We start from the raw sequence: 11,754 nt of genomic DNA, 5'->3' as shown, positions 1-11,754 counted from the left end.
GGCTCGAGGTCGACGACGTCTCGCCGTCGGTCTGGCTGGTCGTCGCCGACGGGCCCGTCGCGCGGGAGCGGATCGACCCGCTGGTCCGGGCGGTGGCACCCCACCTGGTCGTCAGCGGCGGGGCTGCGGGCCGCCGGATCGGGCCGTTCGTGGAGCCGGGACGCACCGCCTGCCTGCGTTGCGTCGACGCCCACGAGGCCGAGACCGATCCTCGCCGGCCGTTCCTGGTGGAGCAGGCGGCGCTGGAGGCGATGGCGGACAGGCTCTCCGAGCCGGTCGACCCGGTGCTCGACCGGCTCGCGCTGGCATGGGCGGTGCGCGACGTGTGCCGCTACGTCGAGGGCGACGAGCCGAGCACGTGGTCGGCCACCGTCGACCTCGGGCCCACCGACCCGCCGCACCTGGTGCGGTGGCTGCGCCACCCGCACTGCGGCTGCGCGTGGGACCTGCTGTTCGACCTGCCGTGACCGTGGCTACCACCACTCGCTGTCGAGCTTGCCCTCCATCGCGCGGAGGTGCTCACGGGAGCAGGAGTCGCAGTAGCGCTTCGTGCGGCCGCGTGGTTCCGGAGGAACGCCCGAGGGACGAGGGCGCTTCTCGAAGGGCTCGACCGCCATGGTCCAGGTCAGCGGCGGGTCGTCACTCGGCGCGACGTTGCCGCAGAAGTCGCAGGTCACGGCCACGCGACCAACGCTAGCCCAGGAAATGGCGAAGGGGCCGGAGACGACGGGTTGCGTCGTACTCCGGCCCCTTCTTCTTTCAACACCCGCGATCAGGTGCTCGGAGGAGGCCCTCCGAGGTCTGCCTCTCCGATCAGAGAGCGCGAGCAAGGGCGAGGCGAGCCTGCTGCGCTGCGCGCTCAGCCTTGCGGCTGACGCGACGGGCGCGGGCCAACTTGGCCTCGCGCAGCTGCTGCGCCTCTCCCAGGCGCGCGTCCATATGCGCGCGTGCCAGGTCTTCGTGCATGAGGTTCATTTCATTGCTCCAGTTCAAGGTTTGGGTCATTGCGTTGGTTGGATTTCCGGTTCGGAGGTCGGGCGTCACGCTGCGGTGGCGTCCTTGCGGGGCCGGCCGCGGGGCCGCTTGCGGGGGATCACCGCTCCCTGCAGGAAGAGCTCACCGCCCCAGACACCCCAGGGCTCACGCCGCTCGAGTGCACCGACGAGGCACATCTGCTGGACCGGGCAGTCCTGGCACAGGGCCTTGGCGAACTCCACGTCGCTGGGGGTCTCGGCGAACCACAGCTCCGGGTCGTTGACCCGGCACGGCAGCCGGTCGGCCTCCAGGTCGGCGACGAGCTCTGCCTCGTCGTGCAGCTTGCTCAGCGTCGGCTCGAGAACACTGGTCGTCATCTTTCACCTCCTCGTTTCTGACCTGATCGCGTTGGTCGTTTCATCGGGATCGGGGTCTGCGGCTTCGTGGCCCAGAAGTCTTCTGAGAAACACGAAGGCCGCGGATCCCGGTTTCGGGTTCCGCGGCCTGGAGGCTGCCGAGCTGAGTCTGGTGAGATCAGATCGGTGGGCTCCAGGTCCTAGAACCCGGGACGTAGGCGGCTGCAAAGCCGACGTGTCCCATGCCGGTGGTCGTCGCGGTCACGCGGACGCGCTTCGCCCAGATGCTCTGGACGGCGGCGCCCTGCGCGGTGCCGAAACGCACGTCGCTCCGGACGTCGGACGTCCGGAGATCGGTGGCCGGGGTGGCGCACGTGAGCGCGAGCGCGAGCTGCGCAGAAATCGGCATGTGCGGCGCTGCGGCGATTCGCATCGTGATGTTCTCCATCGTGGCCACCTCCTCAGGTGCGTTGGGCGCGGGCTTTGTCAGGGCCCCTGTGCGCAGGTCGGTCAGTACGTGGGAGACACGCTAGCCGGAGCTCGATGTAAGGAGCAAACCATTTTATGACTATTTCTGGATTTTCTTCGAGAGCGGCTGGAAATCGTCGCTGGGCGGCCGGATCTCGCCGGTGGAGAGGGCTCGTCAGGGGCTGGCGATGAGCGCCAGCACCTCGTCGGCGTAGCGCTCGATCTTGCTCGGACCCACGCCGTTGATCGCCCGCAGCGCGCCCTCGTCGCCCGGCTTGTGCTCGGCGATCAGCTCGAGCGTCGCGTCGGTGAAGATGACGTACGCCGGCACCTCGTCGTCGCGGGCGCGCTCGAGGCGCCACGCCTTCAGCCGGTCGAAGAGGCCCTCGTCGTAGTGCACCGGGTGGTCGGCGCACCTCCCCCGCTTCTTCTCCGCCGCCGTGCCGAGCGGCTGGCTGCACTCCCGGCAGCGGGCGACCTTGCTGCGGGCCCGACCGCCCTGCTTCGGCTGCGAGCCCTCGGGCAGCAGCGGCGTCAGGAACCGTGACGGCTGCCGGCGTGCGGCCTGGCCCGGGTTGCGCGCGGCCGCCCAGGTCACGGTGAGGTCGTGGCGGGCGCGGGTCATGCCGACGTAGAGCAGCCGCCGCTCCTCCTCGACCGTCTCGGCGCTGTCGGCGTAGGTGATCGGCATCGTGCCGTCCTGGACCCCGGCGCAGAACACGGCGTCCCACTCAAGGCCCTTCGCGGCGTGGAAGGTGGCGAGGGTGACCCCGTCTGCGGCCGGCGCGTGCTGCTCGGCGGCGCGACGGTCGAGGTCGGCGACGAACTCCGACAGGTCGGCGGTGGGGCGCTCGGCCTGGAACTCCTCGGCCTGGGTCACCAGCGCCTGCCACGACTCCCACCGGTCGCGCACCTGGCCGCGACCGGTGGGCGGCTCGGCGGTCCAGCCCATCCCGCCGAGCACGCCGCGCACGGCTTCGAGCCACGGCAGCTCGTCGGTCTCGCCCGAGCGGGCCGCCCCCCGCAGCCGGACGACGGCCTCGCGCACCTCGGCCCGCTCGAAGAAGCGGGCAGCGCCGCGCACGACGTAGGGAATGCCCCGGTCGCTCAGGGCGTCCTCGAAGTGCTCGGACTGGGCGTTGATCCGGAACAGCACGGCGATCTGCCCGGGCGTCGTGCCGCGGCGTAGCAGCGCGGCGATCTGGTCGGCCACGAACGCCGCCTCGGCGACCTCGTCGGGGTGGCCGACGAACCGCACCGCCGACCCGGCCTTCTGCTGCGAGCGCAGCTCGACCCCGGCGCCGCCGCTGCCGGTCGAGCCCGCGAGCAGGGTGTTGGCCGCGGCCACGACCTGCGGGGTCGACCGGTAGTTGCGGACCAGCTCGACCGAGGTCGTGCCGGGGTAGCGCTTCGGGAAGTCCAGGAGGTACGACGCGTCCGCGCCCGCGAAGGAGTAGATCGTCTGTGCGGGGTCGCCGACCACGCACAGCTCGTTGCGGCCGCCGAGCCACAGGTCGAGCAGCGCCGACTGGAGCGGCGAGACGTCCTGGAACTCGTCGACGACGAACCACTTGTACTGCCGCCGCACCTGCGCGGCGACCCGCTCGTCGGACGCGAGGACGCCCGCGGCGAACAGCAGCACGTCCTCCATGTCCATCCGGCCCTGCTCACGCTTGACGTCCTCGTAGGAGGCGAAGACCTTGCCCACGGTCTCGGGGGGCTGGTCGGAGACCGTGCGGGCGCGCTGCTGGGCGATGCGGGCGTAGTCGTCGAAGTGGACGTTGCTGACCTTGGCCCACTCGATCTCCGAGGCCAGGTCGCGCATCAGCGCCTTGTCGGCCCGCAGCCCGAGCCGGCGGGTCGCGACGGTCAGCATCCCGAGCTTCGACTCGGTGAGCGTCGGCAGCTCGGTGCCGTGGACGTGGGGCCAGAAGTAGCGCAGCTGTCGGAGCGCCGCGCTGTGGAAGGTGCGCGCCTGGACCCCCGGCGCGCCGAGCTGGCGGAGCCGCTGCCGCAGCTCACCCGCCGCTCGCGTGGTGAACGTGACCGCCAGCACCTCGCTCGGCGCGTAGACCCCGGTGTGCACGCCGTGGGCGATCCGGTGGGTGATCGCCCGGGTCTTGCCCGTGCCGGCACCGGCGAGCACCCGCACCGGTCCCCGCAGGGCCTCGGCCACCTGTCGCTGCTCGGGATCGAGCGCGTCCAGCAGTGCCTCGGCGTGTGACCCGTGGCTCGTCACGATCGGGAACAACTCCTTTCGACAGCGGTGTTGATGCGGGTCGAGAGCAGAACGTCTGGAAAGGTTCTTGACGTTCGAAGACCTTAGACCGCGGAGGCGACACTTCCCGATGACCTCGTTCACGATGTACACGACCCCCTGGTGCGGCTACTGCCGACGCCTCAAGGGCCAGCTCGACCGTGAGGGCATCGCCTACGAGGTCGTCGACATCGAGCAGCGGCCGGAGGCGGCCGCGATCGTCGAGTCCGCCAACAACGGCAACCAGACCGTGCCGACCCTGGTCTTCACCGACGGTACGGCGATCACCAACCCCTCGGTCGCCCAGGTCAAGGAGAAGCTGGCCAGCCTGGCCGCCTGACGCTCCTCACCACGAGCCGGGCAGCGGCCCGCCGTACCAGTGCTCGATGAGGGACCGGCTGATCGAGACCCCGCCGGGCAGCACGAGGGTGCCGGCCTCGGCCTCCTCGCGCATCTGGGCGCGGGTGAACCAGCGCGCCTCGTCGACGTCGTCGTCGTCGAGCCGGATCTCCTCGGTGACCGCACGGCCGAAGAACCCCAGCATCAGGCTGCTGGGCAGCGGCCACGGCTGGTTGCCGAAGTAGGTCACCTCCCCCACCACGACCCCGGTCTCCTCGGCGACCTCGCGCCGGACGGCGTCCTCGAGGGTCTCGCCCGGCTCGCAGAAGCCGGCCAGCGTCGAGAACCTGCCCTCCGGCCACTGCGACCCGCGCCCGAGCAGGCAGCGCTCGTCGTCGCTCCCCGGCTCCCCCGCCGCGATCAGCATGATCACGGCCGGGTCGGTGCGAGGGAACTGCGGCTTCCCGCACTGCTCGCAGACCAGCTCGTGGCCGGCCGCGCGCGGCATCAGGTGGCCACCGCACCGCGGGCAGTGGCGAGTGGCCCAGTGCCACTCCGCCAGGCCCAGCGCGTGGAAGACCAGCGGCGCCTTGTCGGCCTGGTCGCCGCTCAGGAACGGGAGCAGCCCGCGCAGCGGGAACCACGCCTCCGGCTCCTCCTTGGCGAGCGCGCCGTCGACGATGACCGCCCACCAGGTGGCGTCGCCGCGGTCGCCGAGCAGCACGCGTACGCCGTCCGGCGCCTCCGCCGTGGGCAGCCACTCGAGCGCGCCGTCGCGCGGGCGGACCCGGGTCCCGGAGACCACCAGCACCCGACTCCCGGGATCGGCCCACCGGCCGTCGATCCAGGCCTCGTCGGTGCGGTGCAGCCCGAGCCGGTCGTGCGGGTCGCGGGCGAGGGCGAGGTGCGCGAAGTCCACAGGCCGAGCCTAGGACGTGGCCGCCCGCGTCGGTCCGGGGCTCACCATCGCCTCGAGCTCGGCGCGGTCGGCCAGCCCCGCAGGCTCGACCAGGTCTCCCGACCGGACGTAGTAGAACGCGGCGCGCACCTGCTCGACCGGCACGCCGCGCAGCTCGGCCCAGGCGAGGCGGTAGAGCGCGAGCTGGAGCGGGTCGGCGGTCTGGCGGGCGTTGGTCTTCCAGTCGACGACGAGGTAGTGGTCGGGGCCGGCGTCGGTGTCGTCGTAGATCGCGTCGATCCGGCCGCGGACCACCTGGCCGGCGAGGACCAGCGCGAAGGGCGCCTCGACCTGGTGGGGCGGTCGCGTGGCGAACGGGCCCGCCTCGAAGGCCGCGATGACCTGCTTGAGGTCGTCGTCGTCCTCGATGCCGGCGTCGCCCCGGCCCGGCAGTTCGTCGGGGTCGAACAGCTCCTGCTGACCGAACCGAAGCTCGACCCACGCGTGGAACCGGGTGCCGAACCGGGCGGCCGCCGACGGCTGGCGCGGCATCGGCCGGGCGCGGTCGGCGGCGAATCCTTCCGGGTCGTCGCGCAGCCGCGCCAGCGCGGTGGCGGAGATGCTGGCCGGCATCGGGACCTGGGTCTCGGGAGAGCGGTCGCGCGCGGCCTCCTCGAGCAACCGGGCGATCTCCTCGTCCCACTGCTGGACCCGCTCGAACAGCAGCACGTCGTCGAGCATCGGGTCCTCGGCGGTCCGGACCAGCTCGGCAGCGGCCAGCCGGCGGTCGACCTCCGGGGTGTGGTGCGACATCGGCCAGGGCAGGTCGACCGAGCGGTCGGCGTACGGGTTGGGCTCGCCCTTCACGACGACGTCGGCCCACCGCTCGGGCGCCCCGCCCCACATCTCCATCGCGTCGCGGGTGTCGACGACGTACGGCGACGGGCCGAGGCCGTTCTTCAGGTGCGGCGCCCAGCGCCAGCAGGACACCGCGTGCTGGTGGCGGGCGCGGGTCCAGGCGACGTAGGCCAGCCGTAGCTCCTCGACCTGCTCGTGGCGCCTGCGCCGGTCGCGGAGGTCGGTGATCGCGTCGGCGTCGTGGCCCTCGAGCTGGGGCAGGTCACGCGCGTCACCGCGCAGGGCGGCCGGCATCACCTCCGGGCTCTTCAGCCACGACGAGCGGCCGCGGTTGGCGGGGAACTTGTCCTTGACCACGCCGACGAGGAAGACCGCGTCCCACTCCAGGCCCTTGGCGCGGTGCACAGTCAGCAGCTTGACGGAGTCGGCCTCGGACGGCGTCGCGACGTCGAGTCCCTGACCGAACTCGTCCTCGGCGTCGAGCCAGGCGAGCAGCGCCGGCAACGTCACCTGGCCGTCGATCGCCTGGAAGTCGGCGACCGCCTGGACGAACAGGTCGAGGTTCTCGCGTCGCGCGGCGGCGGCCGGCGACACCGACGACGCGAGCTCGATGTCGATGCCGTTGACGTCGATGATCCGGCGGACCAGGTCGAGGATCGGCTCGCCGACCGACCGGCGCAGCAGCCGCAGCTCGTCGGCCAGCAGCGCGAACCGCTCGCGCGCCTCGGGCGAGTAGTCGAGGTCGCCGGGGTCGTCGAGCGCGTCGCACAGCGACGGGATCTCCAGCGGGTCGGCACCCTCGACGGCCGCTGCGAGCTGCGCCTCGACGTCGGCGAAGCTCTGCTGGCCCCGCTGCCCGGCGAGCTCGTCGCTGCGCCGGCCCAGCAGGGCCAGGTCGCGCGGCCCGATCGCCCACCGCGGCCCGGCGAGCAGGGTGAGCAGCGCCGGGTTGGCGGTGACGTCCTGCACCAGCTCGAGGGTCGCCACCACCTCGGCGACCTCCGGCAGCCGGAGCAGGCCCTTGAGACCGACGATCTCGACCGGGATCTCGCGATCGGTCAGGGCGTCGAAGACGAGGGCCGCCGACGCGTTGTCGCGGGTGAGGACACCGATCTCCTTCCACGCCACGCGTTCGTGCGCGGCGATGACCTGGTCGGCGAGCCACGCCAGCTCGTCGTCGGAGGTCTCGTGGACGACGACCCGCACCTCGCCGTCGGCGGCGCCGTCCTCGGGCCGCAGCCGGTCGTGCTCGCGGCCGACGTAGAGGTCGCGGGCCAGGTGGTTGGCAGTCGCGAGGATCCGGGCGTCCGAGCGGCGGTTGACCGTCAGGGAGTACGACGGACGCCGGCCGTCGCCGGTCGGGAAGTCGCGGCCGAACTCGAGGATGTTCGACACCGATGCCCCGCGCCAGCCGTAGATCGCCTGGTTGGGGTCGCCGACCGCGGTGACCGGGTGGCCGCCGCCGAAGATCCGCGACAGCATCGTGGCCTGGGCGACCGAGGTGTCCTGGTACTCGTCGAGCAGCACCACCTTGAACTTGCCGCGCTCGATCTCGCCGACCTCCGGGCACTCCCGCGCCAACCGAGCGGTGAGCGCGATCTGGTCGGAGAAGTCCATCAGTCCGAGCTGGCTCTTGAGCCTGCGGTAGTCCTCGACCAGGCCGAGCAGCTCGACCCGCTTGTCGATCGCCGCGATCGCGTCGCCGACCAGGTCGGCCCTGCCCTTGACCCGCTTCCCCTCGGCGAGCTGGTCGAGCAGCGCCTGGTGCTCGACCACGAAGCGGGGTCGCTCGGCGGCGTCGTAGGCCCGGACCTGGTCGGGGGTCACGAGGTGCTCGGCCATCTCGGCGTCGAGCGCGAGGAGGTAGCGCACCGCGTGGGCGGGGCTGTCGGTCAGCAGGCTGACCGGCCCGCGGTGCCGCTGGATCGCGCGCGCCGCCAGCTGGTAGCGCGACGCGTCGGCGATCAGCCGGGTGTCGGGCTCGTGGCCGATCCGCAGGCCGTGCTCGGAGAGGAGGGCCGCGGCGTAGGCGTGGTAGGTCGCCACGGTCGGCTCCTCGACGTCGTCGTCGGCGTCGGGGTCGTCGGGGTCGATCCGCCGCGGGCCGCGCTCGGGGAGCAGCCCGGCGTGGAGGAGGCTGGCGCGGATCCGCGTCTGCAGCTCGGCCGTGGCCTTGGTGGTGAAGGTGAGGCCGAGCACCTCGCCCGGCGCGACCTGGCCGGTCGCGACCAGCCAGACCACCCGCGCCGCCATCACCGCGGTCTTGCCCGAGCCCGCGCCGGCGACCACGACGGCAGGCTCGAGGTCGGCGGTGATCGCCGCGAACTGCTCGTCGCTGTAGAGCCAGGCGTGGCCCATCAGCGCCGCGAGCTGCTGGGGGGTGTCGACGATCACGAGAGCACCGACCCGGACGCGCGGGTGGGACAGATCGGGTGGAACGTGCAGCGGTCGCAGTGGCCGCCCGGCCGCGCGACGAACGCCTCGTCGCGGACGGCCGCGACGGCTGCCTGCAGCTGTGCCTCGATCTGCGGCGGGGAGGGTGGCTGCTGCTGCACCTTCGGCAGCGAGTCGCCGTGGCGCAGCTGGACCAGCTCGGCGCCGCCCGCCGTGACCGGTCGGCCGACCAGCTCGTCGGCAGCGCCGTGGTCGACGGCGAGCTGGTAGAGCCCGAGCTGGGCGTTCTCCGGGAGCGACTTGTCGGAGGGCGGGTACTTGCCGGTCTTGAGGTCCACCACGACGACCTGCCCGTTCTCGTCGAGCTCGAGCCGGTCGGCGAAGCCGTGCAGCGCGACGGTCTGACCGTCGGGCAACGTGACCTCGGCGCGCAGCCGGGGCTCGAGCGCGACGACGGCGCGGGCGCCGGGTCGCTGGTGCCACGCGAGGAACCGCGCCAGGACGTCGCGGACCGCCTCCCGCTCACGGTCGCGCGACCAGGGGGTGCGGAACTCCATCCGCTCCCACACCTCGTCGACGTAGGGCATCAGGTCGTCGACCGTGGTGGCCGCGATCTCCTCCTTGGCGACCCGCTCGGCGAGGGCGTGGACGACCTTGCCGAATCCCTGGCTGGCGGTGGAGACGACACCGCCGCCGGCCTCCCGGGTCAGGAACCACTGCGCCGGACAGGTGAGCAGCCCCTCGAGGGCGCTCGCCGACAGGGTCACCGGGCGGTCGTCGGGGCGCACCGACCGCAGCGATCGCGACGGGCTGCGGAGACCCCACCAGGTCGCCGGATCGGCGTACGGCGCGAACGGGCGGCCGTGCACCTCGGTGGTCGCCAGCAGCCGGAGCCGGGCGGCGGCCGCCTCGCGGAGCGGCAGCGGCTGCGCCGGATCGGCGGTGGTACGGCGGAGCTCGGCCACCAGCCCCTGCACCGACAGCGGCCGCGGGGGCCGCCCGACGCGGTGCACCACCTCGTGACCGAGCTCGGTGAGGAACCGGGAGGGCTGCTCGCCGTCGTCGTCGGGCGAGCGCACGGCTGTCACGACCAGCCGCTGGCGGGGCCGGGTCACCGCGACGTAGAACAGCCGCCGCTCCTCGGCGAGCATCGCGGCCCGGGTCAGCGGCGGGAGCAGGCCGCCCTGCCCGGCCGGTCCGATCCGGTCGGCGCCGAGCAGCGAGTCACGGCGGCGCAGGTCGGGCCAGCTGCCCTCCTGGACGTGCGCCACCACCACCAGCCGCCACTCCAGTCCCTTGGCCCGGTGAGCCGTCAGCAGCCGCACGGCCTCGCCGCGGACGCCGCGCTCGGCGAGCGTGTCGGCGGGGATCTCCTGCGCGGACAGGGTCGCGAGGAACGTCGCCACGCTGGTGTGGTCGCGCTGCTCCTCCGACCGGGCCGCGGTCTCGAACAACGCGCACAGCGCGTCGAGGTCGCGGTGGGCCAGCCGGGCCGCCTGGCCGCCGCCCAGGCTGGCGGCGCGCAGCCGGTCGCCCCAGGACGTGCCGCTCCAGAGGGTCCAGAGCACCTGCTCGGCCGACGCGCCCTCGGCGAGGTCGGTGCGCGCCCGGTCGAGCAGCCGCGCCAGGGCGCGCGCGCGAGCGGCAGGCTGACCGTCGACGCCGTCGAGCAGCGTCGGGTCGAGCACCGCGCGGCGGACCAGCTCGCGGGGGCCGACCTCGGGGTGGACCGCGCGAAGCGCCCGCGTCAGCGCCCGCACCTCGGTCGCGTCGAGCCCGCCCAGCGGGGAGATGAGCAGCTCCTCGATCCGGTCGCGCGGCACGTCGTCGGCCACCAGCAGCTCGAGCGCGGACAGCAGCACGGCCACCGCCGGCTCGCGCACCAGCGGAGTCTCGTCGCCGGCCACCTCGACGGGCACGCCGGCGGCGGTCAGCGCCCGACGCAGCCCGGGGATCGACGTCCGCCCCGAGCGCACCAGCACGGCCATCTCGCTCCAGCCGACACCGTCCTCGAGGTGGGCCCGCCGCAACAGGTCGGCGACCCGCTCGACCTCGGCCCGCGCGGTGTCGAACGTGAACACCTCGATCGTGCCGGGGCCCAGCTCGGTGACCGCCGGCTCCGGGTGCCGGAAGGCGTCGAAGGCCGCGGCCGGGATGGCGCCCCGGATCGCGATCCCGGCCGCGATCGACCGCGACGCGCGCAGCAGCCGCGAACCGAACCGCCGGGTGGTGCCGAGCGAGAGGACCGGCGCCTGCTCCCCCGCCGCGGTCGGGAACTGGCGCGGGAACTCGAGGATGCCGCGCACGTCGGCGCCGCGGAAGCCGTAGATCGACTGGTCCGGATCACCTACCGCGACCAGGTCGCGACCGTCGCCGGCCAACGCCCGGAGCAGTGCGACCTGGCTGGGGTCGGTGTCCTGGTACTCGTCGACGAACACGCAGGAGTACGCCGCCCGCAGCTCGGTCTGGTGGACCCGCGCCTCGATCACACCGCGGGTGATGAGGTCGGGGTAGTCGATCGCGGACTGGTCTCCGAGCACGTCGAGGTACTGCTCCAGGAACAGGCCCGCCGCCTCGAACTCCGGCACCCGCTCGCTCCGGCCGAGCTCGACGAGCTGGCCCGGGTCGAGCCCGCGCTCGCGGGCGCGCGCGATGACGGCCTGCACCTCACGGGCGAAGCCGCGGGTGCCGACCGCGGCCCGCAGCGACTCGGGCCACCGGATCGACTCGGGCGCGTTGGTGAGCAGCTCCTGGAGCACGACGTCCTGCTCGGGGGCCGACAGCAGCCGCAGCGGCGCGGCGTACAGCTCGGCGGGCGCGTAGCGCCGGACGAGACCGTAGGCGAAGGAGTGGAAGGTCGAGGACAGGCCGCTCGACAGCGTGCGCCCGAGCCGCGCGGTCACCCGGTCGCGCAGCTGCTCGGCCGCCTTGCGCGAGAAGGTCAGCGCGAGCACCGAGTCGGGGTCGGCGCCGCGCCGCTCGATCCGGTCGACGATCGCCTCCACCATCGTCGTCGTCTTGCCGGTGCCGGGACCGGCGAGCACGAGCAGCGGCCCACCCTCGTGGTCGACGACCCGCCGCTGGTGCTCGTCGAGCTCGGGCGGCGGCGCGGGCGCGCGCCGCGGCGCGAGGCGGTAACGCGCAGTCGAGGGAGCTGTCGAGGGAGCAGGGGTCATGTCACGGCACAGCCAATCATCCCCGCCCGACAG

At 73.3% G+C, this 11,754-nt stretch carries 10 protein-coding genes; 2 read left to right on the top strand and 8 right to left on the bottom strand.

Going from position 1 to position 11,754, the window contains the following annotated elements:
- Positions 1-467 (top strand): hypothetical protein (locus H0488_RS04160; protein ID WP_220794172.1); only part of this gene is annotated, 467 nt, incomplete at its 5' end.
- Positions 468-473: 6 nt separating this feature from the next.
- Here H0488_RS04160 and H0488_RS04155 read toward each other — a convergent pair.
- The 5 genes from H0488_RS04155 to H0488_RS04135 all read right to left on the bottom strand — a co-directional run bounded on the left by H0488_RS04155 (position 474) and on the right by H0488_RS04135 (position 4,038).
- Positions 474-683, bottom strand: coding sequence for a hypothetical protein (locus H0488_RS04155; RefSeq protein WP_183098015.1), 210 nt, complete (start codon positions 681-683; stop codon positions 474-476).
- A 130-nt stretch (positions 684-813) separates the two neighbouring features.
- Positions 814-1,044, bottom strand: coding sequence for a putative WhiB-interacting protein (locus H0488_RS04150; RefSeq protein WP_246371446.1), 231 nt, complete (start codon positions 1,042-1,044; stop codon positions 814-816).
- Positions 1,041-1,352: a WhiB family transcriptional regulator gene (locus tag H0488_RS04145; protein ID WP_183098014.1), complete on the bottom strand. Its 312-nt coding sequence runs from the start codon at positions 1,350-1,352 to the stop codon at positions 1,041-1,043. The genes H0488_RS04150 and H0488_RS04145 overlap by 4 nt, the downstream gene beginning before the upstream one ends.
- Positions 1,353-1,509: 157 nt before the next feature.
- Positions 1,510-1,779, bottom strand: a complete 270-nt coding sequence (locus tag H0488_RS04140) for a hypothetical protein (RefSeq protein WP_183098013.1) — start codon at positions 1,777-1,779, stop codon at positions 1,510-1,512.
- 195 nt (positions 1,780-1,974) lie between these two features.
- Positions 1,975-4,038: an ATP-dependent helicase gene (locus tag H0488_RS04135; protein WP_183098012.1), complete on the bottom strand. Its 2,064-nt coding sequence runs from the start codon at positions 4,036-4,038 to the stop codon at positions 1,975-1,977.
- Positions 4,039-4,147: 109 nt separating this feature from the next.
- Between H0488_RS04135 and H0488_RS04130 the strand changes: the two genes are divergently transcribed.
- A complete protein-coding gene (locus H0488_RS04130; RefSeq protein WP_183098011.1) occupies positions 4,148-4,396 on the top strand; it encodes a mycoredoxin in 249 nt (82 codons plus the stop codon).
- A 6-nt stretch (positions 4,397-4,402) separates the two neighbouring features.
- On the opposite strand, the gene nudC is transcribed toward H0488_RS04130, so the two are convergent.
- The 3 genes from nudC to H0488_RS04115 are packed head-to-tail and all read right to left on the bottom strand — an operon-like array spanning position 4,403 to position 11,721.
- Positions 4,403-5,314, bottom strand: a complete 912-nt coding sequence (gene nudC / locus H0488_RS04125; RefSeq protein WP_183098010.1) for an NAD(+) diphosphatase — start codon at positions 5,312-5,314, stop codon at positions 4,403-4,405.
- A gap of 9 nt (positions 5,315-5,323) precedes the next feature.
- On the bottom strand, positions 5,324-8,545 hold the full coding sequence (locus H0488_RS04120) for an ATP-dependent helicase (RefSeq protein ID WP_312856210.1): 3,222 nt from the start codon (positions 8,543-8,545) through the stop codon (positions 5,324-5,326).
- Positions 8,542-11,721, bottom strand: coding sequence for an ATP-dependent helicase (locus H0488_RS04115; protein ID WP_183098009.1), 3,180 nt, complete (start codon positions 11,719-11,721; stop codon positions 8,542-8,544). The genes H0488_RS04120 and H0488_RS04115 overlap by 4 nt, the downstream gene beginning before the upstream one ends.
- Positions 11,722-11,754 lie beyond the last annotated feature (33 nt).

This window comes from Nocardioides pelophilus, assembly GCF_014180685.1.
GTDB classification, from domain to species: domain Bacteria; phylum Actinomycetota; class Actinomycetes; order Propionibacteriales; family Nocardioidaceae; genus Nocardioides; species Nocardioides pelophilus.
This window is presented reverse-complemented; position numbering and strand designations above follow the sequence as displayed.

Bases quoted from the DNA above. Each gene is read 5' to 3' on its own strand.
- H0488_RS04130 (WP_183098011.1), top strand. From the start codon at position 4,148: ATGACCTCGTTCACGATGTACACGACCCCCTGGTGCGGCTACTGCCGA.
- H0488_RS04115 (WP_183098009.1), bottom strand. From the start codon at position 11,721: ATGACCCCTGCTCCCTCGACAGCTCCCTCGACTGCGCGTTACCGCCTC.
- H0488_RS04140 (WP_183098013.1), bottom strand. From the start codon at position 1,779: ATGGAGAACATCACGATGCGAATCGCCGCAGCGCCGCACATGCCGATT.
- H0488_RS04145 (WP_183098014.1), bottom strand. From the start codon at position 1,352: ATGACGACCAGTGTTCTCGAGCCGACGCTGAGCAAGCTGCACGACGAG.